Origin of the sequence: Streptomyces sp. NPDC003077, assembly GCF_040611095.1 — a bacterium.
Classification (GTDB): Bacteria; Actinomycetota; Actinomycetes; order Streptomycetales; family Streptomycetaceae; genus Streptomyces.
In genome coordinates, this window is record NZ_JBEXNM010000007.1 from 46,732 (window position 1) to 72,815 (window position 26,084).

General features: G+C 72.4%; 19 protein-coding genes and 1 pseudogene. 4 read left to right on the forward strand and 16 right to left on the reverse strand.

Annotation, left to right across the window (positions count from 1 at the left end; translation table 11 throughout):
- Positions 1-487 precede the first annotated feature (487 nt).
- The 16 genes and pseudogenes from ABZX96_RS07235 to rsmH all read right to left on the reverse strand — a co-directional run bounded on the left by ABZX96_RS07235 (position 488) and on the right by rsmH (position 19,153).
- Positions 488-1,579, reverse strand: a complete 1,092-nt coding sequence (locus ABZX96_RS07235; protein ID WP_355539253.1) for a DivIVA domain-containing protein — start codon at positions 1,577-1,579, stop codon at positions 488-490.
- Positions 1,580-1,628: 49 nt separating this feature from the next.
- Complete coding sequence (locus ABZX96_RS07240; RefSeq protein ID WP_355539256.1) at positions 1,629-1,922, reverse strand: YggT family protein; 294 nt, start codon at positions 1,920-1,922, stop codon at positions 1,629-1,631.
- A gap of 65 nt (positions 1,923-1,987) precedes the next feature.
- A complete protein-coding gene (gene sepF / locus ABZX96_RS07245; RefSeq protein WP_355539259.1) occupies positions 1,988-2,608 on the reverse strand; it encodes a cell division protein SepF in 621 nt (206 codons plus the stop codon).
- A gap of 124 nt (positions 2,609-2,732) precedes the next feature.
- Positions 2,733-3,452 carry a YggS family pyridoxal phosphate-dependent enzyme gene (locus ABZX96_RS07250; RefSeq protein WP_355539262.1) on the reverse strand — a complete coding sequence of 240 codons (720 nt, stop codon included), beginning with the start codon at positions 3,450-3,452 and terminating at the stop codon, positions 2,733-2,735.
- A 3-nt stretch (positions 3,453-3,455) separates the two neighbouring features.
- Positions 3,456-4,202 (reverse strand): peptidoglycan editing factor PgeF, encoded by a 747-nt coding sequence (gene pgeF / locus ABZX96_RS07255; protein WP_355539265.1) that lies wholly within the window; start codon positions 4,200-4,202, stop codon positions 3,456-3,458.
- A gap of 11 nt (positions 4,203-4,213) precedes the next feature.
- Entirely contained in the window at positions 4,214-5,443 is a 1,230-nt protein-coding gene (gene ftsZ / locus ABZX96_RS07260) for a cell division protein FtsZ (protein WP_355539268.1), read from the reverse strand.
- A 277-nt stretch (positions 5,444-5,720) separates the two neighbouring features.
- Complete coding sequence (locus ABZX96_RS07265; RefSeq protein WP_355539271.1) at positions 5,721-6,578, reverse strand: FtsQ-type POTRA domain-containing protein; 858 nt, start codon at positions 6,576-6,578, stop codon at positions 5,721-5,723.
- Between the two features lie 84 nt (positions 6,579-6,662).
- A complete protein-coding gene (gene murG / locus ABZX96_RS07270) occupies positions 6,663-7,757 on the reverse strand; it encodes an undecaprenyldiphospho-muramoylpentapeptide beta-N-acetylglucosaminyltransferase (protein WP_355539273.1) in 1,095 nt (364 codons plus the stop codon).
- 6 nt (positions 7,758-7,763) lie between these two features.
- Entirely contained in the window at positions 7,764-9,101 is a 1,338-nt protein-coding gene (gene ftsW, locus ABZX96_RS07275) for a putative lipid II flippase FtsW (RefSeq protein WP_355539276.1), read from the reverse strand.
- Positions 9,102-9,162: 61 nt separating this feature from the next.
- Complete coding sequence (gene murD / locus ABZX96_RS07280; RefSeq protein WP_355539279.1) at positions 9,163-10,599, reverse strand: UDP-N-acetylmuramoyl-L-alanine--D-glutamate ligase; 1,437 nt, start codon at positions 10,597-10,599, stop codon at positions 9,163-9,165.
- On the reverse strand, positions 10,581-11,645 hold the full coding sequence (mraY, locus tag ABZX96_RS07285; RefSeq protein WP_355539282.1) for a phospho-N-acetylmuramoyl-pentapeptide-transferase: 1,065 nt from the start codon (positions 11,643-11,645) through the stop codon (positions 10,581-10,583). The genes murD and mraY overlap by 19 nt, the downstream gene beginning before the upstream one ends.
- A 5-nt stretch (positions 11,646-11,650) precedes the next feature.
- Positions 11,651-13,093 carry a UDP-N-acetylmuramoyl-tripeptide--D-alanyl-D-alanine ligase gene (gene murF, locus ABZX96_RS07290; protein WP_355539285.1) on the reverse strand — a complete coding sequence of 481 codons (1,443 nt, stop codon included), beginning with the start codon at positions 13,091-13,093 and terminating at the stop codon, positions 11,651-11,653.
- Positions 13,094-13,155: 62 nt separating this feature from the next.
- A complete protein-coding gene (locus tag ABZX96_RS07295) occupies positions 13,156-14,859 on the reverse strand; it encodes a UDP-N-acetylmuramoyl-L-alanyl-D-glutamate--2,6-diaminopimelate ligase (protein ID WP_355539288.1) in 1,704 nt (567 codons plus the stop codon).
- An 18-nt stretch (positions 14,860-14,877) separates the two neighbouring features.
- Positions 14,878-16,812: pseudogene (locus ABZX96_RS07300) on the reverse strand (penicillin-binding protein 2); the annotation flags it as partial.
- Between the two features lie 914 nt (positions 16,813-17,726).
- Positions 17,727-18,197 (reverse strand): septum formation initiator family protein, encoded by a 471-nt coding sequence (locus ABZX96_RS07305; protein WP_355539291.1) that lies wholly within the window; start codon positions 18,195-18,197, stop codon positions 17,727-17,729.
- A complete protein-coding gene (gene rsmH / locus ABZX96_RS07310) occupies positions 18,194-19,153 on the reverse strand; it encodes a 16S rRNA (cytosine(1402)-N(4))-methyltransferase RsmH (protein ID WP_355539294.1) in 960 nt (319 codons plus the stop codon). Before rsmH ends, ABZX96_RS07305 begins: the two co-directional genes overlap by 4 nt.
- Positions 19,154-19,653: 500 nt before the next feature.
- On the opposite strand from rsmH, the gene ABZX96_RS07315 reads away from it, so the two are divergent.
- The 4 genes from ABZX96_RS07315 to ABZX96_RS07330 all read left to right on the forward strand — a co-directional run bounded on the left by ABZX96_RS07315 (position 19,654) and on the right by ABZX96_RS07330 (position 25,774).
- Positions 19,654-20,208, forward strand: coding sequence for a carbonic anhydrase (locus tag ABZX96_RS07315; RefSeq protein ID WP_355539297.1), 555 nt, complete (start codon positions 19,654-19,656; stop codon positions 20,206-20,208).
- Positions 20,209-20,551: 343 nt separating this feature from the next.
- Positions 20,552-21,574 (forward strand): MoxR family ATPase, encoded by a 1,023-nt coding sequence (locus ABZX96_RS07320; protein WP_355539300.1) that lies wholly within the window; start codon positions 20,552-20,554, stop codon positions 21,572-21,574.
- Positions 21,574-23,226 (forward strand): DUF58 domain-containing protein, encoded by a 1,653-nt coding sequence (locus ABZX96_RS07325; protein WP_355539303.1) that lies wholly within the window; start codon positions 21,574-21,576, stop codon positions 23,224-23,226. The genes ABZX96_RS07320 and ABZX96_RS07325 overlap by 1 nt, the downstream gene beginning before the upstream one ends.
- A 103-nt stretch (positions 23,227-23,329) precedes the next feature.
- Positions 23,330-25,774, forward strand: coding sequence for a DUF3488 and transglutaminase-like domain-containing protein (locus ABZX96_RS07330; RefSeq protein WP_355539571.1), 2,445 nt, complete (start codon positions 23,330-23,332; stop codon positions 25,772-25,774).
- Positions 25,775-26,084 lie beyond the last annotated feature (310 nt).

Below are 26,084 nucleotides of genomic sequence, written 5' to 3' on the forward strand. Positions count from 1 at the left end.
CCCTCCGCGATTGCCGCATCGGAATGCCGCATTCCGGCCTCCCGCACCACCGGCCCATCCCACCGCACCGCCTGACGACCCCATACCCGGATTCGCCACATCACCGGATTCGTCCGACCATCCGTCCCGTGGCGGCATGCGTCCCTTTTCCCCGCCGCATTCCCCGTCCGGCCCATTCGTCACACCGCTGCGATTCCCCCGTTTCCGCACCGGAATTCACCACCATGGCCGGGACATATCGCTCGGTGAGGATTTCCGTATCGCGTGCTGATCCTGTTCCCGCGCGGAAACTCGTACGACCGCCCCGCATTCCCCGGAAAGGACCGGTCGATGACGCGCGGAACACAGGCGGAGACACCAACGGTTGACCGGCCCCGCCAAAAGGAACGGGCCGAACACGGTCAAGAAACCGGAAAAGGGCCGGGCCCCGAGGAAAATCCTCGGGGCCCGGCCCTGATCACCGACTTCTACGCCCTGCGGCCGGGCGTCAGTTGTCGTCCTCGTCGATGAGGAACCCGCGCATCGGCGACGGCGCCTGCTGCATCGGCTGCTGGCCCTGCGGCCGGACCGGTGCCATCGGCTGCGTCATCGCGGGCGACATCTGCTGCTGACCGCCGTAGGACGGACCGCCGCTGCCCGGGCCGCCGTGGCCGCCCATCGACTGACCCCCGCCCATGCTGTGGTTGCCACCCATGGACCCGGCGCTGGCCGAGGCCATCGACGGGGACGGCGGCAGCGACGGAGCCGACGGCGTCCGCGGCGGGGCGAGCGAGTCGTCCGCCTGGTTCTCCAGCTGGCGCAGCTGGCTCTCCAGGTAGGACTTCAGGCGGGTGCGGTACTCGCGCTCGAAGCCGCGCAGGTCCTCGACCTTGCGCTCCAGCGTGGCGCGGGCCGACTCCAGCGAGCCCATCGCGACGCGGTGCTTCTCCTGCGCGTCCCGCTCCAGCGCGTCGGCCTTGGCGCGGGCGTCGCGCTCCAGGCCCTCGGCGCGGCTGCGCGCCTCGCCGACGATCTTGTTGGCCTCGGAACGGGCCTCCGCGATCGCCTGGTCCGCGGTCTGCTGAGCCAGCGACAGCACGCGCGCGGCGCTGTCCCCACCCGGCGCCTGGGGGGCCGGCGGGAGCTGCTGCTGCGGACCACCCGGGCCGCCCATGGGGCCGCCCAGCGGGCCACCGGGGCCCATCGGGCCGGGACCGTGCGGACCCTGCGGTCCGTGTCCGCCGGGCCCGGCCGGCAGCTGCGGCGCCCCACCGGGCAGCTGGGGAGGACCGCCCAGCTGCTGCTGCGGGGGCACCGGCTGCGGTCCGGATATGGCGGCGGGCACGGGAGCCCCGGCACGCTGGTCCGGGCCCTGCGCCTCCTGCTGCTGCTTGCGCATGTTCTGCTGCTGCTGGTTCTGCGCGGCGGCGCGGGTGGCCGCGGCCAGCTTCGCGCGCAGGTCCTCGTTCTCGCGCAGCAGGCGGGTCAGTTCGGCTTCGACCTCGTCGAGGAAGGCATCGACCTCGTCCTCGTCATAGCCTTCTCGGAGGCGGACGGTCGTGAACTGTTTGTTCCGCACGTCCTCGGGGGTCAACGGCATCTCTACTTCACCTCAACGTAGTCGTCGGCAATCGGCAAGACCGTATCGTTCACACCCCGAACACCGTCCTCACGACGGTAATCAGGATGTAGACGATGATCATCAATACGAAGAAGGACAGGTCGAGCGCCACGCCCCCGAGACGCAGCGGCGGAATGACCCGCCGCAGAAGCTTGAGTGGCGGATCGGTGACAGTGTAGGTGGCCTCCAGAACGACCACCATTGGCTTGCCTGGTTGCCATGAACGGGCGAACTGGAACACGTAGTCCATCACCAGTCGGAAGATCAACACGATCAGGAAGCAGTACAACGCGATGTAGATCACCTGACCAGCGATGCCCATCTCGCGTTTCCCTCTCCCCTTGCCTCGTGTCGGCCTCGCGGCCCTGGTGTGCCCGGTGTTGCGTCTCAGCTCTGGTTGAAGAACCCGCCCTCTGCGATCCGGGCCTTGTCCTCCGCCGTGACATCGACGTTAGCAGGCGACAACAGGAACACCTTCTGTGTCACCCGTTCAATACTTCCGTGCAGACCGAAGACCAAACCGGCCGCAAAGTCGACAAGTCGCTTCGCGTCCGTGTCGTCCATCTCCGTGAGATTCATGATCACCGGAGTGCCCTCGCGGAAGTGTTCCCCGATGGTACGGGCTTCGTTGTACGTCCGCGGGTGCAGCGTGGTGATGCGGTACGGCTCCCGCTCGGACACAACCTTGGGCATGATCACCGGTGCGTTCTTCTCCAGATTCGGACGGTCGGGTGTGATGGACGCCACGGGGGCAATTCGTGCGGGACGTCCGTTTTCTGACGCCAAGGGAGTGGCTTCACGCTGCGCCGGCGGCGGCACGACCCTGACCGGTTCGTCCCGTTCCACGTGCTGCTCCGTCGGTGCGGGATGCTGCTGCCGCCGGTTCCGGTCGGGCTCCGGGTCGAGCTCGGGCTCGAACTCGTCGTCGGGGTCGAATCCCCGGCCGTCGTACCCATCGTCCTCCACGAGGCCGAGGTAGACCGCCATCTTGCGCATCGCGCCGGCCATTCTCTGCGTCCTCCGCTCTGTGGTGGATCGGGTCCGTCACCGGGGGCCCTGAATCCACTCGGTCTGCCCACCTATTGGCGGTAATGACCATATTTTGTGCTGTGGTCCGACTTGCTTGGTGACGTTACCCGAGCCGGGGTCGTACGCCGAGTACCGCCGTACCGACGCGTACATGTGTCGCACCGGCCATCACCGCCTCTTCGAGGTCCCCGCTCATGCCCGCCGAGACCATGTTCGCAGTCGGATGGTCCGCGCGCAGGCTTGCCGAGATTTCCATCAGACGCTCGAACGCGGCCAGTTGGCGGCCCGCGTACGGACCCGCCAGCGGAGCCACCGTCATGAGACCGGCCACCCGCAGCCCTTCGGCCCCGGCGATCGCCTCCGCCAGCGCCGGCACCCCGTCCGGAGCCACCCCGCCACGCTCCCCCCGCTCGCCCGACTCGGCGTCAAAAGCCACCTGGATCAGGCAGCCCAGCTCGCGGCCGGCCCGCACGGCCTCCTTCGACAGCGCGGAGACCAGCTTGGTCCGGTCGACCGACTGCACGATATCGGCGTAACCGGTCACGCTGCGGACCTTGTTCGTCTGAAGCTGTCCGACGAAGTGCCAGGTAAGGGGCAGATCCGTACATGCCGCGGCCTTCGGCGCCGCGTCCTGGTCGCGGTTCTCGGCGACGTGACGGACCCCCAGCTCCGCGAGCAGGCGAACGTCACTCGCGGGGTAGGTCTTGGTGACCACGATCAGGGTCACCTCGTCGCGGTCGCGGCCGACCTTGGCGCAGGCGGCGGAGATACGGTTCTCCACCGCGGCCAGGTTGTCCGCCAATTGGGTTCTGCGGTCCGTCACAGCTCAGCCGTCCAGCCATACGTAGCTCGCGAGCCGCCCCGTCGTGCGGTCGCGCCGATAGGAGAAGTGGTCCGCGGACTCCCGCGTGCAGATGTGGGAATGCTCACGGATTTCCACCCCGAAAGGGGCCAGTTGGGCCCTAATCCCCGCGGCCATGTCCACCGCCGGGGTGCCCCAGCTCGTCGTCGACCAGGCCTCGGGCACCACCGCGGCGACCTCGTCGCGCATCGCCTCGGGCACCTCGTAACAGCGCCCGCAGACCGCGGGACCGGTGTGGGCGACGATCCGCCCGGGCTCGGCGCCCAGTTCCAGCATGGCCTCGGCCATCGCCGGGACCACCCCGGCCACCAGCCCCGGCCGCCCCGCGTGGGCCGCGCCCGCGACCCCGGCGACCGGGTCGGCCAGCAGCACCGGAGTGCAGTCGGCGGTCAGCACCGCCAGCGCCAGTCCCCGACGGGCCGTCACCACCGCGTCCACGCGCGGCGCGGGGCGCTCGCCCCACGGCCCGTCCACCACGGCCACGTCCCGGCCGTGGACCTGGTTCATCCAGACCACCGCGGCCGGGTCCAGGCCCAGCGCGGCGGCGGCCCGCTCGCGGTTGGTCCGCACGGCGCCGGGGTCGTCGCCAACCGCGCCGCCGAGGTTCAGCTCCGCATACGGAGCGGCGCTCACCCCGCCCCACCGGTCGGTGAAGGCGAAGTGCGCGCCGCTCGTGTCCTTCGTCAGCACCCTGTGCTGCTGCGCTATCACCGGGACGTCGGCTACTTCAGGAAGTCGGGGACGTCCAGCTCCTCCGCCGTGGTGTCCGCGTACGACGGCCGGGCCGGCGGAACCTGCGGGGAGGAGGCCGGGGGCGGCGGGACCTCGCCCAGCGACGACTTCTCGGCCTGGACCGGCTCCTCGTCGCGCACGGGCAGCGCGCCCAGGCCCCCGTAGGAGGGGGTGCGCGGCTCGGCGGCCGGGGCCGGGCGGCTCGGGGCCGGCGCGGGCTCGTCGCGCTTGGTCGAGCCGGAGCCCAGGACGGTGTCCCGGCGGGCCGGCGGCTGGCCGCCGTCGAACCCGGCGGCGATGACGGTCACCCGGACCTCGTCGCCCAGCGCGTCGTCGATGACCGCGCCGAAGATGATGTTGGCCTCCGGGTGCGCGGCCTCGCTGACGAGCTGCGCGGCCTCGTTGATCTCGAAGAGACCGAGGTCGGAGCCGCCGGAGATGGACAGCAGCACACCGCGGGCGCCGTCGATGGACGCCTCTAGGAGCGGCGAGGAGATCGCCATCTCCGCGGCGGCCACCGCGCGGTCGTCGCCGCGGGCGGAGCCGATGCCCATCAGGGCCGAGCCCGCCTCGGACATCACGGACTTGACGTCGGCGAAGTCGAGGTTGATCAGGCCGGGGGTGGTGATCAGGTCGGTGATGCCCTGGACACCGGAGAGCAGGACCTGGTCCGCGGACTTGAAGGCGTCCAGCACGCTCACCTGGCGGTCCGAGATGGACAGCAGACGGTCGTTGGGGATGACGATGAGGGTGTCGACCTCTTCGCGGAGGCTGGCGATGCCGTCCTCCGCCTGGTTGGCGCGCCGACGGCCCTCGAAGGTGAACGGACGGGTGACCACACCGATCGTCAGGGCGCCCAGCGAGCGGGCGATGTTGGCCACGACGGGGGCGCCACCGGTGCCGGTGCCGCCGCCCTCGCCCGCGGTCACGAAGACCATGTCGGCGCCCTTGAGGACCTCCTCGATCTCCTCGCGGTGGTCCTCGGCCGCCTTGCGGCCGACGTCCGGGTTCGCGCCGGCGCCGAGTCCGCGCGTCATCTCGCGGCCGACGTCGAGCTTGACGTCGGCGTCGCTCATCAGCAACGCCTGCGCGTCGGTGTTGATCGCGATGAACTCGACGCCCTTGAGCCCGACCTCGATCATCCGGTTGATGGCGTTCACGCCACCGCCGCCGATGCCGACGACCTTGATGACTGCGAGGTAGTTCTGCGGTGCTGCCACGTCGAAGGCCTCTCGCCTCGAGTTACGTGTCGCCGCCTCACCTTTTGTGAGGGCGCCGACTGATGCCGATTGGGACGGTCCGTGTTCGCCGACCCGAACCCTAACGTTGAACTTTAGGGTTACCTGTATCTGTGTTCCTTGGGTTCTTTGGAACGAGACACTAAGTCGACAAGCCGCGCGCGTTCAACGAACACGCCGAACCTCCCGTTTTTCTTTTCACCCTATGTGATCACCCGTAGTGGTAGCCATCCAGGGTGCTGGCCTGCGACGGAGAACGTCAACTGCGCGAGGCGGCGGGGGCGCTGGGCACACTGACGTCGAAGTGCCGCGCCCCGCGTGCCGCTTTCAGCAGCGCGGCGAACACCCGGGCCTTGGCCTCACCTTGTTCGCCGCTGCCCCACGCCACCGTCCGATCCCCCGTCAGTTCCAGCGTGAGGGAATCGTACGAGCGCACCCGGACCGCCCGGACATCCCGGTGCATTCTCTCCGGAAGCGCCGCGATCACCCCGGCCGCCTCGCGGCGCAGCCGGGCAATACCAAAACGGCGCAAACTCGGAGATTCGTCAGCGTCCATCACGAGCAGCGGGACGCCTTGGGGTGCGGCGGAAACCGTCGCGAAACGAACCCCTTCGTCGTCCACTTGGACAAATCCGTCACCCGTTCGTTCCACGACTTCCGGCGTTCTTTCGGTCACTTTCAGACCGATTCCGTGCGGCCAGGAGCGGACGATGTCCACGGTTTTGACGCGCGGCAGCGCGGCCCGCACCCGGGCGGCGACCGCTTCGGTGTCCACGGACACCAAGGGCGTGTCCATCGGCACCGCCGCGGCCTTGACGACCTCATCGTCCGTCAGAACCCGCGTCCCGGAGGCCGTGACGCGGGTGACGCGCAACCAGGAAGAGCCGTACAGCGCCCAGCCGCCGAACCCGGCCGCGACCGCGACCAGCACCGCGACGGCGATCATCGTGCGGCGCCGGGGCAGCCGATCCCGGAGGGCGGCCGGGCGCCGCTTGCCGGGGGGCCGCTTGCCTGGAGGCCGGCGCGGGGAGCGCGAGCCGGACGCGCGCGACGCGTCCGACGAACGGGACGCGTTCGTCTTCCGTCCGCCGCGTCGGGCGGTCGTCGGTCCGGCCACGCTCCCACTCCTTCCAGGTAGCACCCACGAAATTTCGCGGGTGCTACATAGCACCCCTCAATTTGAAGGGTGCTATGCCCGGTATTACCCGTTCCGATACGCCGAAACCGCCTCGTACACCATCCCCACCAACAAATCATCCGCATCCCGGCGCCCGAATTCGGAAGCCGCGCGGGACATCTCGTAAAGACGGTGGGCGTCGGCGAGCACCGGCAGGACGTTGCCCTGCACCCATTCCGGGGTGAGCTGGGCGTCGTCGACGAGCAGGCCGCCGCCGGCGTTGACCACCGGCTGGGCGTTCAGCCGCTGCTCGCCGTTGCCGATGGGCAGCGGGACGTACGCGGCGGGCAGCCCGACGGCGGAGAGTTCGGCGACGGTCATCGCGCCCGCGCGGCAGAGCATCATGTCCGCCGCGGCGTACGCGAGGTCCATCCGGTCCACGTACGGTACCGGGACATAGGGCGGCATCCCGGGCATGTTGTCGACGCGCGGCATCTCGTTCTTGGGGCCGACCGCGTGCAGCACCTGAATGCCGGAGCGCTGGAGCGCGGGGACGCTGGCCTGGATGACCTCGTTCAGGCGGCGGGCGCCCTGCGAGCCGCCGGAGACCAGCAGCGTCGGCAGGTTCGGGTCCAGGCCGAAGGCGGCGCGCGCCTCGGGGCGGACGGCCGCGCGGTCCAGGGTGGCGATGGAGCGGCGCAGCGGGATGCCGACGTAGCGGGCGCCGCGCAGCTTGCTGTCGGGCGTGCTGACGGCGACGTACTTGGCGTACCGCGAGCCGATCTTGTTGGCCAGGCCGGGGCGCGCGTTGGCCTCGTGGACGATGATCGGGACGCCGCGCCGCTTGGCCGCCAGGTAGCCGGGCAGCGCCACGTAACCGCCGAACCCGACCACGCAGTCCGCCTTGGTGCGCTCCAGGATCTGCTCGGCCGCCTTGATGGTGCCGCGCAGCCGCCCGGGGACGGTGATCAGCTCGGGGGTGGGCTTGCGCGGCAGTGGCACGGCCGGGATCAGGCCGAGTTCGTAGCCCCGCTCGGGTACGAGGCGGGTCTCCAGTCCGCGCTCCGTGCCGAGTGCCGTGATCCCCACGGTCGGGTCCTGCCTGCGCAGGGCGTCCGCGAGGGCGAGCGCGGGCTCGATGTGGCCGGCGGTCCCCCCACCGGCGAGTACGACATGCACCGAAATTCACCGCTCTCCGGACGGTCGCTTCTTGACGCGCCGTCTCATCGTCTTCCGTCTCACCCCAGCCCGCTTCCGGCCGAAGCCGAGCTTCCTGCCGAAAACAGACTGCCGCATGGCCAGTGCCGCCCGTGCAGCGGGCTCGTCTCGCGCGAAGGCGATCAGCAGACCGATGGCGAACATGGTCGGCAGCAGGGCGGAGCCCCCGTAGGAGAACAGCGGGAGCGGGACCCCGGCGATCGGCAGCAGTCCGAGCACCGCACCGATGTTGACCACGGCCTGCGCCATGATCCAGGTGGTGACCCCTCCCGCGGCGTATCTCACGAAGGGGTCCTCCGTGCGTCCGGCCACGCGGATACCCGCATAGCCTAGAGCGGCGAAGAGGGCGAGCACCGACAGCGTCCCCGCCAGTCCCAGTTCCTCCCCGGTGATGGCGAAGATGAAGTCGGTGTGCGGTTCGGGCAGTTCGCCCCATTTTTCCACACTCGCGCCGAGCCCCGAACCGAAGAGGCCGCCGGAGGCCAGCGCGTAGATGCCGTGGAGGGCCTGCCAGCACGCGTCCCCCGGCCCGGTGTCGGTGGGCAGCACGCAGCCGAGCCGGGACATCCGGTTGGCGCTGGTCTTGATGAGCAGCACTCCTATGACGGTCGCGGCGGCCAGGACGCCCGCGAACAGCCGCGTCGGAGCGCCCGCCAGCCACAGCAGCCCGAACAGGATCGCGGTGAGGATGATGGCGGTGCCCATGTCGCCGCCCAGCATGATCAGGCCGAGCAGCAGGAACGCCACCGGGATCAGCGGGACCAGGAGGTGCTTCCACTGGCCGAGCAGCTTCTTGTCCTGCTTGCGGGCCAGCAGGTCGGCGCCCCACATCACCAGCGCCAGCTTGCCGAACTCGCTGGGCTGCAACTGGAAGGGGCCGCCCAGGTTGATCCAGTTCTGGTTGCCGTTGATCTCGACCCCTATGCCGGGGACCTGCACCAGGCACATGAAGAAGACGGAGACCGCCAGCAGCGGGTACGCCAGCATCCGGTGCAGCCGGACCGACAGCCGCCCGGCGACCACCAGCAGGACCCCGCCGATGACCGCGGCCAGCAACTGCTTGCGGAAGAAGAAGCTCGGCGCGAGCCCGTAGCGCAGCGCCTGGATCTGGGACGCCGAGTAGACCATCACCAGACCCAGCAGTGTGATCAGCAGACTGCCGCCGAGGATCAGGTAATAGGCCATCAGCGGCCGGTCCCAGGCGCGCTTCGCGCGGGCGTACAGCCGCAGCGGGCCCCCGCCGGAGCGGGGGCCACGTGGTGCGGGGGCGGGGCGCGGCGCCGCCTTCGCCGATCGGGCCGTCATTCTCGTCCCCTCCCGGGTGGACTGCGCCGTACGTCCGCGACGGCGACGGGGACGTACGGACCTACCGCGCGGTCAGCTCGCGGACCGCCTCGGCGAAGGCCTCGCCCCTCTTGTTGTAGTTGACGAACATGTCCATCGAGGCGCAGGCGGGCGCCAACAGGACCGTGTCGCCCGGCTTCGCCAGCCGCGACGCCTCCCGGACCGCCTCGGACATCGCCCCAGTGTCGGTCCGGCCGAGGTCGACCACCGGCACATCCGGGGCGTGTCGCGCCAGGGCGTCGCGGATCAGCGCGCGGTCGGCGCCCATGAGGACCGCGCCGCGCAGCCGCGGCGCGGCCTTGGCGACCAGCTCGTCGAAGGTCGCGCCCTTGGCGAGGCCGCCGGCGATCCACACGATGTGCTCGTAGGCCGCCAGCGACGCCTCGGCGGCGTGGGTGTTGGTGGCCTTGGAGTCGTCGATGTAGGTGACGCCGTCGTGCTCGGCGACGTGCGCGATGCGGTGCGCGTCGGGCCGGAAGGCGCGCAGGCCCTCCCGCACGGAGCGGGGCTGGACGCCGTAGGCGCGCGCCAGCGCCGCCGCCGCGAGGGCGTTGGCGACGTTGTGTGGCGCGGCCGGGGTGATGTCGGCGACCTCCGCCAGCTCCTGGGCCTGCTGCTGCCGGTTCGGCACGAAGGCGCGGTCGACGAGGATGCCCTCGACGACGCCCAACTGGGAGGGGCCCGGGGTGCCGAGGGTGAAGCCGATCGCCCGGCAGCCCTCCTCGACATCGGCCGCGCGGACCAGGTTCTCGGTCGCCGGGTCGGCCGTGTTGTAGACGCAGGCGATGGTGTTGCCCTCGTAGATGCGGCCCTTGTCGGCGGCGTACGCCTCCATGGAGCCGTGCCAGTCCAGGTGGTCCGGCGCGAGGTTGAGCACCGCGGCGGAGTGCGCGCGCACGGAGGGCGCCCAGTGCAGCTGGTAGCTGGAGAGCTCGACGGCCAGCACGTCGTACGGCTCGTCGGAGAGCACCACGTCCACCAGCGGCACCCCGATGTTGCCGACGGCGGCGGTGCGCAGCCCCTCGGCCTCCAGGATGGCGGCGAGCATCCGCACCGTCGTGGTCTTGCCGTTGGTGCCGGTGACCGCGAGCCAGGGCGGGGCGTCCGGGCCGCGCAGCCGCCAGGCCAGCTCCACGTCGCCCCACACGGGGACGCCGGCGGCCTCGGCCGCCAGGAAGAGCGGGCTGGTGGGCTTCCAGCCGGGGGTGGTGACGACCAGTTCGGTGCCCTCGGGGAGGGTGTCGCCGTCGCCGAGGCGGACGGTGACGCCCAGTTCCTCCAGGGGGGCGGCCTCGGCGCGCTGCCGCTCGCCGTCGCTGCCGTTGACGACGGTGACGGCGGCGCCGAGGCCGGCCAGGGCGCGGGCGGCGGGGACGCCGCTCACGCCGAGGCCGGCGACGGTCACGCGCAGGCCGGCGAAGTCCTCGAAGGGTGCCGTGGTCACTTGGCCGCCTGCCATCCGCCGTAGAAGATGCCGAGGCCGACGATCACGCACATGCCCTGGATGATCCAGAATCTGACCACCACCAGGACTTCGCTCCAGCCTTTCAGTTCGAAGTGATGCTGGAGTGGCGCCATCCGGAAGACCCGCTTGCCGGTGAGCCGGAACGATCCGACCTGGATCACCACGGACATGGTGATGAGGACGAACAGACCGCCCAGGACGGCCAGCAGGAGCTCGGTGCGGGAGCAGATCGCCAGGCCGGCGAGCGCGCCGCCCAGGGCCAGCGAGCCGGTGTCGCCCATGAAGATCTTGGCGGGCGAGGTGTTCCACCACAGGAAGCCGAAGCAGGCGCCCATCAGGGCGGAGGCCACCACCGCGAGGTCGAGCGGGTCGCGGACCTCGTAGCAGCCGGGCCCGGCGGTGAGCGCGTTGCCGCAGGACTCCTGGTGCTGCCAGATGCCGATGAAGGTGTACGCGCCGAAGACCATCACCGAGGCGCCGGTGGCCAGGCCGTCGAGGCCGTCGGTGAGGTTCACGCCGTTGGACATCGCCAGGATCATGAACAGCGCCCAGATCACGAAGATCACGGGGCCGATCTGCCAGCCGAAGTCCTGGGTGAAGGACAGCCGGTCGGAGGCCGGGGTCTGCCCACGCTGGTCGGCGAACTGGAGCGAGAGCACCGCGAAGGCGATGCCGACGATGAGCTGGCCGGCCATCTTCGCCTTGGCCCGCAGACCGAGCGAACGCTGCTTGACGATCTTGATGTAGTCGTCGAGGAAGCCCACCAGGCCCATGCCCGCCATCAGGAACAGCACCAGCACACCCGAGAAGGTGGGGTCGCTGCTCGTGATGACCTTGGTCAGCGCGTACGCGATGATCGTGGCCAGGATGAAGGCGATGCCACCCATGGTGGGCGTACCGCGCTTGCTGTGGTGGTCGCGCGGGCCGTCGTCACGGATGTACTGGCCGTAGCCCTTGCGGGCCAGCAGCTTGATCAGCACCGGGGTACCGATCAGGGTCAGGAAGAGCCCGATCATTCCGGAGAAGAGGATCTGCTTCATCGAGTTCATCGGGTGGCGGCCCCGCCCTCGGCACTCATGGCACCCTCGCCGTCCAGCAATGCCGCGGCGACCCGTTCCAGGCCGGCCGACCTGGACGCCTTGACCAGCACGACGTCACCCGGCCGCAATTCGTTGCGCAGCAGGTCGATCGCCGCCCGCGTGTCGGACACGTGCACCGACTCCTCACCCCACGAACCCTCGTTCTTGGCACCCATGTCGAGCCACGCCGCTTCCGCGCCGCCGACCGCCACGAGCTTGCTGACGTTGAGCCGGACGACCAGGCGTCCGACCGCGTCGTGTTCGGCGAGTGACTCCCCGCCCAGCTCGGCCATCTCGCCGAGCACCGCCCACGTACGACCCCCGCGTGCCTGGGAGGCCCGGCCCATGGCGGCCAGCGCGCGCAGCGCGGCTCGCATGGATTCGGGGTTCGCGTTGTAGGCGTCGTTGACGACCGTCACGCCGTCCGCGCGCTCGGTGACCTCCATCCGCCACCGCGAGAGCGTGCCGGCTTCGGAGAGCGCGGTGGCGATCTCGTCTGCGGGCATGCCGAGCACATGGGCGACGGCGGACGCGGCGAGCGCGTTCGACACGTGGTGCTCACCGTACAGCCGCATGGTCACCTCGCCGCACCCGGAGGGTGTGTGCAGCGTGAACGCCGGCTGTCCCTGGTCGGTGAGGCGGACGTTCTCGGCGCGCACCTCGGCGTCCGGGGACTCGCCGAAGAAGATCGTACGGGCCCGCGTGCGGGGCGCCATCGCGCGGACGTACGGGTCGTCGGCGTTGAGGATCGCCACGCCACCCTGATCGGCCGCGGGCAGCGCCTCGACCAGCTCGCCCTTGGCCTGGGCGATCTGCTCCCGGCCGCCGAACTCGCCGATGTGCGCGCTGCCGACGTTCAGGACCAGGCCGATGCGCGGCGGCGTCAGTTCGGCGAGGTAGCGGATGTGGCCGACGCCGCGGGCACCCATCTCCAGGACGAGGTGCTCGGTCGTGCTGTCGGCGCGCAGCGCGGTGACGGGCAGGCCGATCTCGTTGTTGAGGTTCCCGGCCGGGCACACGGTGGGGCCCAGGCGGGACAGGAGCTGGCCGATCAGGTCCTTGGTGCTGGTCTTTCCGGCCGAGCCGGTGAGCCCGACGACGGTGGTGCCCAGCCGCTCGACGACGGCGCGGGCCAGCGCGCCGAGCGCGGCCACGACGTCGTCCACGACGATCGCGGGCACGCCGACGGGGCGGGTGGCCAGGACGGCCGCGGCGCCGCTCTCCACGGCGCGGCGGGCGAAGTCGTGGCCGTCCACGCGCTCGCCGGCGAAGGCGGCGAAGAGGCTGCCGGGGGTCACCTCACGGGAGTCGATGACGACCGGGCCGGTGACCCGGGCGTCGGGGTCCGGTATGTCGTGCTGCTGCCCGCCGACGATGCCCGCGATCTCGGAGAGGGACAGGGAGATCACAGGTCACCCCCGGCCGTGGGCGTCAGGAACCGGTGGAAGGGTTGTGCGCGCATGGCGGTGTGTCATCCCTGGTGGTTCGGCTGTTTCTGCGGCGCCACCGAAGCCTCGACGGCCTCGCGCAGCACCTGACGGTCGTCGAAGGGGCGGACCACTCCGGCGATGTCCTGGCCCTGCTCGTGGCCCTTTCCGGCGACGAGCACGGTGTCACCGGGCTCGGCGCGGGCGACGGCGGCGGCGATCGCGGCGGCCCGGTCCTCCAGGACCAGGACGGTGCCGCGTTCGTGGGCGGGCACCTCCGCGGCGCCCGCGAGCATGGTGGCGAGGATCGCGAGGGGGTCCTCGGAACGGGGGTTGTCGGAGGTCAGGACGGCCGTGTCGGCGAGGCGGGCCACCGCGGCCCCCATGGGGGCGCGCTTTTGCGCGTCGCGGTCGCCACCGCAGCCGAGCACGGCGTGCAGCCGTCCCTCGGTGACCTTGCGCAGGGCGCGCAGGACCGATTCGACGGCGTCGGTCTTGTGGGCGTAGTCCACCACGGCCAGGTACGGCTGGCCGGCGTCCACCCGCTCCAGGCGGCCGGGCACGCCCGGGACGGCCGCGACGCCGTCGGCGGCGGTCTGCGGGTCGATCCCGGCGACGACCAGCGCCGTGATGGCGGCGAGCGCGTTCGCGACGTTGAACGGCCCGGGGATGGGCGCGGCGGCCCGCACGGACCGCCCCTGGGGCCCCAGGACGGTGAACGTCGAGCCGAGCGCGCCCACCTGGACGTCCACGGCGCGCCAGTCGGCGTCCGGGTGGCCCTCGGCGGAGAACGTGGTGACCGGCACCTCGGACTCCCCCGCGGCCAGCCGCCTGCCGTACTCGTCGTCGAGGTTGACCACGCCGGCGCGGCTGCGGGCCTTGGTGAACAGCTGGGCCTTGGCCTGGAAGTAGTCCTCCATCCCGGAGTGGAACTCCATGTGCTCCGGGCTGAGGTTGTTGAAGACGGCGACATCGAAGACGCAGCCGTCCACCCGGCCCAGGACCAGCGCGTGGCTGGAGACCTCCATGGCCAGCGAGGTGACGCCGCGCTCGCGCATGACGGCGAACAGCGCCTGCAGGTCCGTGGCTTCGGGGGTGGTGCGCTCCGACTTCAGGCGCTCGTCGCCGATCCGGGTCTCGACGGTGCCGATGAGGCCCGTGAGGCCGCCGGTGGCACCGGCCGCCGCGCGCAGCCCGCCCTCCATCAGGTAGGCGGTGGTGGTCTTGCCGGACGTGCCGGTGATCCCGATCCGCAGCAGGCCCTCGCCGGGCTCTCCGTAGATGCCCGCCGCGAGCGCGCCCATCCTGGCGCGCGGGTCGTCCACGACCAGGACGGGCAGCCCGGTCGCCGCCGCCCGGTCGTGCCCGGCGGCGTCGGTCAGGACCGCGGCGGCGCCCAGGCGGGCGGCCTGGGCTGCGAAGTCGGCGCCGTGGAAGCGGGCGCCGGGCAGCGCCGCGTACAGGTCGCCCGGACGCACCGCCCGCGAGTCGTGGGTGATGCCGGTGACCGGGACGTCGGCGTCCGCCGGGGCCGGGGTGCCCAGCCGCCGCGCGAGGTCCGCCAGGGGGGTGGCGGTGACCTGCTCGGGGCGGGGCGCTCCCGGGTACGTACCGGGGGCGTCCTTCTGGGCGTGGGGAGAGGGATCAGCTTGTGACACGGCCGTGAGCGTACCGGGCGGAACGGGCCCGGGGCGAAGCGAGGCCCGCCCTCGGGCGCGGTCGCCGGTGCCGGAAGTGATCGTGGTCACGGGGAAACTGCCTCGTCCTCAGGTGCCCGGCCGGAAGGTGACCGGCAGCCGCGGGGGCTGGGTGCCGCTCGGCGGAACCTGGAGGGTCTTCAGCGCGAACTCCATGACCCGCTTGTAGATCGGGCCGCACACCTGGCCGCCGAAGTAGCTGCCCCGGGTGGGGTTCTGCACGGCGCAGTAGACGGTGACGCGCGGCTGGTCGGCGGGCGCGAAGCCGGCGAAGGAGGCGGTGTAGCCCCGGTAGCGGCCCGTTTTGGGGTCCACCCGGTTGGACGTGCCGGTCTTGCCGCCGACCCGGTAGCCCTCGATCTTCGCCTTCTCGCCGGTGCCCTCCTCGTCGTCGACCACGGATTCGAGCATCTGTGCCAGTGTCCGGGCGGTCTTCTCGCTGATCACCCGGGTCCGCTCGGGCTTGGGCGCGGGGGTGTACCGGCCGTCCGGGCCGGTGGTGCCGCGCGTGAGGGTGGGGGTGATCCGCTCGCCGCCGTTGGCGATCGTGGAGTACACGGACGCGGCCTGGACGGCGTTCAGGGACAGGCCCTGCCCGAAGGGGATCGTGTACTGCTGCGAGGTGCTCCACGTCTGCGGCGGGGCCAGGATGCCCGCCGTCTCGCCGGGGAAGTGCAGCCCGGTGGGCCGCCCGATCCCGAACTTGCTCAGGTAGGAATACAGCACCTTGTTGGCTTCCGCGCGGGTCTTGCCCAGCTGTTCGGTCGCCAGGATGGTGCCGATGTTGCTCGATTTGGCCAGGACACCGTTGAGGGTCAGGTGCCAGGTGGGGTGATCGATGTCGTCCGAAAACAGCCGGTCGCCCCGGTGCAGCCGGTTGGGGACGGTCACCCTGGTGGCGGGCGTCGCGGCGCCCTCCTCCAGGACCGCCGCCATCGACATGACCTTGCTGGTGGAGCCGGGTTCGTACGCGTCCGAGAGCGCGGCGTTGCCCAGCGCCTCCGGGTCCGCCTTCGAGATGTCGTTGGGGTCGAAACCAGGCGAATTGGCCAGGGCCAGGATTTCGCCACTCCGGGCGTCCTGGACGACGACGTAACCGCGGTCCGCGCCCGATTCGGCCACCTGGCGGCTGATGGCCTGCTGGGCCATCCACTGGATGTCGCGGTCCAGCGTCAGCTCGACGTTGGTGCCGGGCACCGCCGGCTGCTCCTGGTTGTCGGCGGTGGGCACCCGGCGGCCCCCGGACTGCGCGTACAGGAGCGTGCCGTCCTTGCCGGCGAGCTGCCGGTCCAGCCGCGCCTCCAGGCCGCCCGCGCCCCGGCCCTCGCTGTTGACGAAGCCGAGCACGCCGGAGGCCAGGTCGTGGTTCGGGTAGACGCGCTTGCTGTGCTTGTCCGCGAAGACGCCCACCAGGACGTTGGGCCGCAGCTTGGCCGGGTCGAGCGCGGGCGCCTTGGCGTCGTCCTCGTCCTTCTTCTCCTTGGCGGCCTGGGCGGCGGCGCGCCGGGCCTCCCGCTCGGCCCGCGCGGCCTTGCCCTCCAGCTCGTTGCGCAGGTCCTTGATCCGCTTCCAGACCTGCGGGCTCTGCTGCTTGGAGAGCAGGACGTAGCGCGCGGAGGACTTGGAGAGCTTCTTGGCCAGCGTCGCCTCGTCCTCGTGGAGGATCGGCGCGAGCAGGGCGGCGGCCCGCTGCGGCGCGTCCGTGATCCTGATCTTGTCGGGCGCGAGCAGGCTGGGATCGGCGGTGATGTCGTACGCGTCCACGGTGGCGGCCAGGTGCACGCCGTTCCGGTCGGTGATCGCGCCGCGTTCGGCCGCCAGCTTGACCGGTACGTACCGGTTCTCGTTGGCCTTGGCCGCGTAGGCGCCGGCGTCCACCACCTGCACCTGGATCAGCCGGACGACGAAGACCAGCAGCACCAGCGTGAGCGCCAGCGAGACCAGCCGCAGCCGCGGACGCGGACTGGCCAGCCGCAACGCCGTCGCACCGGGGCGGGCCGGAGGGCGCTTGGCGGGCGGGCGCTGGGCCGGGGGGCGTTTGGAGGAGGACGCCGATCCGGACGGGGATGCTTGCGCGGCTTTGTTCCCCTTGGCCGTGTTAGCCGCGTTGGCCGCTTTGGTTGCGCCTGCCGCCTTCGCTGCGCCTGCCGCTTTGGCCGTGCTTGCCGCGGAAGCGTTTGTGCGCGACGGGGCCGAGGCGGGACGGCGTGCGCCTGATGCCTGGGCAGGGGGCTCACCCACGGGCAGCCGCTTGGTGGCGGGGGGCTTAGCGGGCGGTGTTCCGGACGCCGATGCCTTGGTGGAGGGGCGGGAGGCTTGGGGAGGGCGTGCGGGCTGGGTACGGGAGGTGCCCTGCGCGCGGCTTCGGGAGGTGCCCTGCGCGCGGGAGGAGGGCTGGGAGCGGGACCCGGCCTGGCCCTTCGCGCCCTGGCTCTGGGAGGTGCTCTGACTCTGGGGCCTGCCCTGTGTACGCGGGGTGCCCTGCGAGCGAGAGGCGCTCGTCGAACGGGGGCCGCTCTGGAGCCGGGAGGCGTCCTGCGCCCGTGGGGTGCGCGCGTCCCGCTGGGTGCCTTGGGAGCGCTCGGCGCCGCTCTGAGGGCGGCGGGGGCGCTGGCCGTTTTGTTGCGGTCGCGGGTCGCCCTGCTGGGGCCGCTGGCTGCTTTGTTGCGGTCGATGGCCGTCTTGCTGCGAGCGCTGGCTGTTTTGTTGCGGTCGCGGGTCGCCCTGCTGGGGGCGCTGGCCGTTTCGTTGCGGTCGCTGGCTGCCATCTTGCGGGCGCTGGCCGCTTTGTTGCGGGCGCCGGCCGCCGTCCTGGCGGTTCCGGCCGGGTTGGGCCGGCCGGGGTACGCGGCGGTCGCCGTCCTGAGGACGGCCGTCCGAGGAACGCGGGTCCCGGGAGCGCGGGTTCTTGGGGTCGGTCATGGGGACGCCGCCTTGTCGGGCCGGCCCGGAGGAGCGGACGGGGCGAAGGGGTCGGACGGGCTCAGGTACGACGGAACGGGAGCGATCAGGACGGACGCCCCGCCGGTGGCCTCGTTCGGCTTGCCGCGGACCGTCCCGTCCGGCTCCAGGAAGGCCGGGTTGCCGCCGGGCACCATGCCCAGCTCACGGGCGCGCCGTTCCAGCGCCCCGGGAGCGGAGTAGGAGTCCACTTCCTGCTGGAGCGCCTGCCGCTCGTCCGTCAGCTCCTCGGTCTTCTTCTGGAGCTTGCTCAGTTCGAACGAGCCCTGGTTGAGGGCCGAATTGAGCAGCAGCAAGGAGATCAGCCCGGAGCCGAGCAGGACGACGACCAGGAAGACGAAGGGCGTACGCGCGGGGGAGCCCGTACGGGACGGGAACAGCCCGGCGAGGCGTGGCGCCCCGCCGCGTGACCGCCCCGCCCCGCTCACGCGATGTCCTCGCGAACGCGCTGCGCGCCGCGCAGCCGGGCGGGGGCGGCCCGCCGGTTCTCGGCGATCTCCTGCTCCGTGGGCAGTTCGGCGCCGCGGGTCAGCAGCTTCAGGCGCGGCTGGTACTGCTCCGGTACGACCGGCAGGCCGGGCGGCGCGGTGTTGGCCGCGCCGGCCGCGAAGACCTGCTTGACGATCCGGTCCTCCAGCGAGTGGTAGGCGAGGACGGCGATCCGGCCGCCCACCGCGAGCGCCTTGACGGCGGCCGGAACGGCGTTCTCGACGGCGGCCAGCTCGGCGTTCACCTCGATGCGCAGGGCCTGGAAGGTGCGCTTGGCGGGGTTGCCGCCGGTGCGCTTGGCGGCCTGCGGCAGCGCGTCGCGGATCAGCTCGACCAGCCGGGCGCTGTTGGTGAACGGCTCCTTGGCGCGCTCACGCACCACCGCCTCCACGATGCGCTTGGCCTGCTTCTCCTCCCCGTAGGCGCGCAGGATCCGCACCAGCTCGCCGGGCGGGTAGGTGTTGAGCACCTCGGCCGCGCTGATGCCGGTCGACTGGTCCATGCGCATGTCCAGCGGCGCGTCCTGCGCGTAGGCGAACCCGCGGTCGGCCTCGTCGAGCTGCATGGAGGACACCCCGAGGTCGAACAGGACGCCCTGCACCCGGGGCACGCCCAGGCGGTCCAGGACCTCGGGCAGCTCGTCGTAGACGGCGTGCACGAGCGTGGCGCGGTCGCCGAACGGCGCCAGGCGCTCCCCGGCCAGCTTGAGTGCCGCCGGGTCGCGGTCCAGGGCGATCAGGCGGACCGCCGGGAAGGTGGTCAGCAGCGCCTCGCTGTGCCCTCCCAGGCCGAGCGTGCAGTCGACGACGACCGCTCCTGGCTCGGCGAGCGCCGGGGCGAGCATGTCCAGGCAACGCTGGAGCATGACGGGTACGTGGCGAGTGTTGCTGCTCATGCGCCTTCCGATGGGTGGGCGGCAGGGGGTCCCCCGGCCGTTGGCTGGGGGTCGCCGCACGTACCGCTTGGTCCCCGCCCGCTCTGAAGGGGAGGTGGTCGTCCGGCGACGGGGAAGTGACGTCGGAAGACCGGTGGAGCGGGAGGAGGCCGAGCCGTACGTGCAGGTCGCGCACGCTAGGGATTCGGGATCCGAGGAGAGCGTCACGCCTCCCACTTCGCGCCACTTTAGTCCACTGCTCCGCACGGTCAATCAACCGGTTCCGCGCGTCCTGGGGCGTCTTCCGGACGAATCTCGATCATTGCGCGGACGATATTGATCGCGGTCCGGGGGAGGCGGCGGGCGAGGGGAGGGACGGGCGATCCGGCCGGCCGTCCGGCGCCGTCACCCGGATGGCGGCGGCCGGTGAGACCTGTGGGTTACCTCACAGAGGGTGATGCCGCCCCCTATGCCCGTCCCCACGTGCGGTCATTCGGACCGATGACGCTTACCGTATTTGTATGCCGATACCTGCGTCGCAACCGCTGCCCCCATCCGCCGACAGCGTCGGTCACCCGGCCGCAACGGTCACCGACCGTCTCGTCGAGGCCAACCGACAGTACGCCGCCGACTTCACCGACCCGGGCATGGACGCCCGGCCCGTCCTCAAGGTCGCCGTGGTGGCCTGCATGGACGCGCGTCTGGACCTCCACGACGCGCTGGGCCTCCAGCTCGGCGACTGCCACACGATCCGCAACGCGGGCGGGGTGGTCACCGACGACATCATCCGTTCCCTGACCATCAGCCAGCGGGCGCTGGGCACCCGTTCGGTCGTCCTCATCCACCACACGGGCTGCGGCCTGCTCAACCTGACCGAGGACTTCCGCCAGGAACTGGCGGCGGAGGTCGGCCAGCGGCCCAACTGGGCGGTCGAGGCGTTCAAGGACCTCGACGAGGACGTCCGGCAGTCGATGGAACGCGTGCGCACCTCGCCGTTCCTCCTGCACACGGACGACGTGCGGGGGTTCGTCTTCGACGTGACGACCGGTCTGCTGCGGGAGATCGACCCCCAGTGACCTCGTTTCCGCGCCGGACGGGCAGCCAGGAGGCTCCCGTCCGGAGCGGGCCGTTTCCGGCCCGGCCGGCGGCCCGGTAGCACCGTGCCCCCGGCACCGTTCGGCCGGTCCGACCGGTGCCGAGGGCCGTGCGCGCGTCCTCCGGCAGCGGGTCCGCGCGGGCTCCACGCCTCCGCCGGTGCGGAACGGCCGGAGTTATCCACAGGCCATGACGCGGGGGTGCGGGGGCGGCAAGAATGCCTATGAGACATCGCGCCGGCCTGGCCGGGCGTGACACGCATTTCGGGGTGGGCCGGGCGGCGCGCGAGGGCGCCGGACCGGAGGACGGGCCGAGGAGGGCCGGGTGACGACCTATGACGAGCGAGCGAGCCTCAGCGATCTGACCACGACGGCGGAGCGGGTGCGCCGGTCGGTGGAGGGTGTGATCGAGGGCAAGCCGGAGGTCGTACGGCTCTCGCTGACGGTCCTGCTCGCCGAGGGCCACCTGCTCATCGAAGACGTGCCGGGCGTGGGCAAGACGATGCTGGCCAAGGCGCTGGCCCGGTCCATCGACTGCTCGGTGCGGCGGATCCAGTTCACGCCCGACCTGCTGCCGTCGGACATCACGGGCGTGAGCGTCTTCGACCAGCAGCGGCGGGACTTCGAGTTCAAGCCCGGCGCCGTCTTCGCCCAGATCGTCATCGGCGACGAGATCAACCGCGCCTCCCCCAAGACCCAGTCCGCGCTGCTGGAGTCGATGGAGGAGCGGCAGGTGACGATGGACGGGCAGACGTACGAGCTGCCCAGCCCCTTCATGGTGGTCGCCACGCAGAACCCGGTCGAGATGGAGGGCACCTACCCGCTCCCCGAAGCCCAGCGCGACCGCTTCATGGCCCGGGTCTCCATCGGGTACCCGGCTCCGGAGGCGGAGCTGCGGATGCTGGACGTCCACGGCGCCACCTCGCCCCTGGAGGACCTGCAACCGGTCGCGCACGCCCACGACATCGTCAAACTCGTCGACGCGGTCCGCACGGTGCACGTCGCCGAACCGGTCCGCAGATACGCGGTGGACCTGGTGACGGCCACCCGCGGCCACCCCGAGCTGCGCCTGGGCGCCTCGCCGCGGGCGACGCTGCACCTGCTGCGGGCCGCGAAGGCCGCGGCGGCGCTCGCCGGGCGGGAGTACGCGCTGCCGGACGACGTGCAGTCGCTGGCGGTGGCCGTGCTGGCGCACCGTCTGCTGCCCACCGCCCAAGCCCAGTTGAACCGCCGGACGGCCGAGCAGGTCGTCCTGGAAATCCTGCGGCAGGTCCCAGTGCCGGACCCGTCCGCCCAGCAGTGGCGACCGCCCCACGGCGGCCGGCCGCCCGGCAGGCAGGGGTTCTGATGTCCGACGGGGGAAGCCGGAGCGCTCCGGAGCGGAGCGGGCTGCGGGCCGCGCTCAGCGGGCTGACCACCCGCGGACGGTCCTTCCTCGCGGCGGGGCTCGCCGCGGCCGTGTGCTCCTACGCCCTGGGGCAGGCGGACCTGCTGCGGGTCGGCCTGCTGCTGGCCTCGCTGCCCCTGGTCTGCGTGGTGGTGCTGTACCGCACCCGCTACCGGGTCTCGGGCAGCCGGACGCTCTCCCCGGCCCGGGTGCCGGCCGCGGCCGAGTCCCAGGTCCGGCTGCGGCTGGAGAACGTCTCCCGCCTGCCCACGGGCGTGCTGATGCTCCAGGACCGGGTGCCCTACGTGCTGGGCCCCCGGCCGCGCTTCGTCCTGGACCGGGTCGAGGCGGGCGGGCGCCGCGAGGTGTCCTACCGGGTGCGCTCGGACCTGCGCGGGCGCTTCCCCCTGGGCCCGCTGCAACTGCGGCTCTCCGATCCCTTCGGGATGTGCGAGCTGTCCCGCTCCTTCCACGCGTACGACACCTTGATGGTCGTCCCCCGGGTCGAGCCGCTGCCTCCCGTGCGCCTGGTGGGCGACGCCTCCGGGTACGGCGACGGACGGCAGCGCTCGCTGGCGCTGGCCGGTGAGGACGACGTCATCCCGCGCGGCTACCGCCACGGCGACGACCTGCGCCGGGTGCACTGGCGGTCCACCGCCCGCTACGGCGAGCTGATGGTCCGCCGCGAGGAGCAGCCCCAGAAGGCCCGCTGCACGGTGCTGCTGGACACCCGCCGGACGGCCCACTTCGGCGCCGGGCCCGACTCCGCCTTCGAGTGGGCGGTCTCCGCCGCGGCCTCGACGGCGACGCACCTGCTGGAGCGCGGCTTCTCGGTGCGCCTGCTGACCGACGCGGGCACCTCCGTGCCCGGCCCCGACGGGGTGGGGGGCTACGGCGGCGGCACCGATTCCGCCGACGCGGCGGGGCTGCTGCTGGACACCCTCGCCGTCGTCGAGCACTCCGAGGAGCCGGGCCTCTCCCGGGCGTACGACGTGCTGCGCGGCGGCAACGAAGGGCTGCTGATCGCCTTCTTCGGCGATCTGGACGAGGAGCAGGCGGCGGTGGCCGGGCGGATGCGGCAGCGCACCGGGGCGGCCGTGGCCTTCGTGCTGGACGGTGACGCCTGGGCGAGCGGGCCGGGCGGCATCCGCCTCACCGGCGGGCAGACGCCGCTGGCGGAGCGGCTGCGCCTGCTCCACGAGGCGGGGTGGAAGGCCCTTCCCGTCTCCCCCGGCGACGCGCTGGCGGACCTGTGGCGGCAGGCCGACCGCGCCGCGGTGCCCGCCCAGCGGGCGCCTTCGGCATCCGGGGGAGGAGCCGCCCGATCGGCGGTTCCCGGTACGCCGGACGGGACCGCGGGCCATGCGGCGGCCGGGCGTCCGGGACCGCGGGCCCCGGCCGGGTCCGCGTACGGCGGCCCCGACGCGGGCAGACGCTCCCCGGTCGGCATGCCACCCGGGGCGGCGGCTCCAGGGGACGGGAAGCCCGGCGGCCCTCCCACCGGCGCCGCGCCCACCGGGAACGGTTCCCGGGCCGGACGGGCCGGGGTCCCCCGGGACCCGTGGCCCACCGGCGGCGACTCGGACGGCACGGCCGCAGGGGGCACGTCATGAGCGGGCGGACGACCACGGGCCGATGGACGGGGCGGGCCCACCCGTGCGGATCCCGGGTGAGCAGATCCCCGGCAAGCGAGTCCTCGGCGAGCGGGAGGGGCGCATGAGCGGGCGGGCGCGGTTGACGGTCTGCGCGGCGGTGGCGACGCTCGGCACGGCCTGCGCCCTGTTGCCGCTGGTGGAACCCATGGGCTGGATCTTCCAGGCGGCCATCCTGCTCGCCGTCGTGTCCGGTGTCGGCGCGCTGGCCCGCCGGGTGCCGCTGCCGCGTCCGCTGACGGTGGCCGCACAGGCGCTGGTGGGGCTGCTGCTGCTCACCGTGCTCTTCGCCCACCGGCAGGCCGTCATCGGCGTGCTGCCCGGCCCGGACGTCTTCCGGGAGTTCGGCCAGCTCGTCCAGGAAGGCGTCGCCGACGTCGGGCGCTACGCCATACCGGCCCCGGTCACCGAGGGCATCCGCCTGCTCCTGGTCGGCGGGGTGCTGGTGATCGGCCTGGCGGTGGACACCCTGGCGGTCACCTACCGCAGCGCCGCGCCCGCCGGGCTGCCGCTGCTCGCGCTGTACTCGGTGGCGGCGGGGCTGTCCCAGGGCGGGGCGGGCTGGCTGTGGTTCCTGGTGGCCGCGGCCGGCTACCTCCTGCTCCTCCTGGCCGAGGGCCGGGACCGGCTCTCCCAGTGGGGACGCGTCTTCGGCGGCGCCGCGCCGGGCGGCGACCGGCCCGCCGTGACCGGCGGGCAGAGTTTCGCCACCGCGTCCGGCGGTGGGCCCGCGCTGGCGCCGGTCCGCACGGGCCGCCGCATCGGAGCCCTCGTGCTGGGCATCGCGCTGGTCGTCCCCGCCGCGCTACCCGCGTTCGGAGGCGGCCTCCTCCTCCCCCGCGGCGAAGGGCTGGGCACCGGCGCCAACGGCACGATCTCCGCGGTGAACCCCCTGGTCTCCCTCCAGGACAGCCTCCGGCAGCCGGAGGACCGCGAGGTCCTGAACTACCGCACCACCAGCGCCGACACCCGGGACCTGTACCTGCGCATCGTCGCCCTGGACCAATTCGACGGGCGGGCCTGGAAGCCCTCCGAGCGCACGGTCCGGGACGTCCCGGACCGGCTGCCCACCCCGCCCGGCCTGGGCCCGGACGTGGACATCACGAAGATCAACACGTCGATATCGACCGCCGAGTGGTACGCCCAGAGCTGGCTGCCGCTCCCCTACCCCGCGTCCAAGGTCGAGATCTCCGGACGTTGGCGCTTCGAACCGATGGGCCGCACTCTGGTGGGCGACCGCGGCCAGAGCACCCGCGGCGTCCAGTACCAGGTGGAGAGCCTGCTCGTGCGGCCCACCGCCCGGCAGCTCGCCGCCGCCGCGACGCCGCCCGAGGACTTCCTGCGGGAGTACACGAAGGTCCCGGACTCGCTCCCCGGCGTGGTGCACCGCACGGCACTCCAGGTGACGCGCGGCGCGCGTTCCGCGTACGAGAAGGCCGTACGGCTCCAGGACTGGTTCGCCCTCGAAGGCGGCTTCAGCTACAACACCGAGGTGGAGGCGGGCAGCGGCACCCAGGCGATCGCCCGGTTCCTGGCGCAGAAGGAGGGCTTCTGCGTCCACTTCGCCTTCAGCATGGCGGCGATGGCACGGACGCTGGGGCTCCCGGCGCGGGTCGCCGTCGGCTTCACGCCCGGCATCAAGCAGCCCGACGGCACCACCTCGGTCGGCCTCCGGGACGCGCACGCCTGGCCGGAGCTGTACTTCGAGGGCATCGGCTGGACCCGCTTCGAGCCGACCCCCAGCCGGGGCACGCCGCCGGACTACACCCTCACCGACACCCCCTCCGGAACCGCCGGCCGCGGCGCCGATCCGCTGCCGTCCTCCAGCGCCGCACCTCCGGCGGGCGCCGCACCCTCCCCGAGCTGCGCCCCCGATCAGCGCCGGGTGGCCGGCTGCGGGGCGTCGCCCGCCCAGTCGGGCGCCCACCCGCAGGACGACGACGCCTGGTGGTGGTCCCCGGCAACCCTGCTGGCCGGTTCCCTCCTCCTTCTGATCCTCGCGCTCGCCTCCGCGCCGATGCTGTGGCGGACCAGCGCCAGGACCCGGCGGCTGTCCCCCGGCCGGCACGGCGGGGACGGCTGCGCACACATCCTCGCGGGCTGGCGGGAGCTGGTCGACTCCGCCTGGGACTTCGGCATCCCGCCGGACGACACGCTGAGCCCCCGCAAGGCGGCGGCCCGCATCGTCGAGGCCGGCGGCCTGCCCGCTCCCGCCGCGGAGGCGGCGCACCGGGTCGCCACCTCCGTGGAGCACGTGCTCTACGCGCCCCGGCCCCAGCCCGCGCCCACCCTCGTCCAGGACGTCGCGACCGTCCGGGCGGCCCTGCGCCTGCGGGCGTCGGGGGTACGGCGGCTGCGCGCCGAGGTCATGCCCCGCTCCTCGATACGCGCCCTGTGGGCACTGTCCGCCTACGCCTCGTCCCTCCTGGAGCGGTGGCGCACCAGCCGGACGGCCGCCCGCACCCGCCGAGCGGCCGACACCCTCCGGCCGTCACGGCGGCAGGTGTAGGGCACCGCACCGCCCGGATCGTGACCGTTTGGTGCCCTTCTCCGTCGGTCGGTGGCGGTCCGCTCGTCCGACGGGGGCGTGTGGTGCGGCCCGCGTCACACTGGGACGAGGCGGGCCCTCTGCTGCCCCCGTCGGCGTCCGGGGACTCAGACGGGCGGAAACAGGCCAGGCCCGGAAGGCAGCTCCTCCCCCGCCGCCGACCTACGAGGGCCGCCGGTATGAGAACGGCGCCAGCGCCCATCGGCCCACCGCAACACGTGCTGGGGCAGCCCATCCGCAGGTCCTTCCCACCCCGTCGAGAACACCGAGA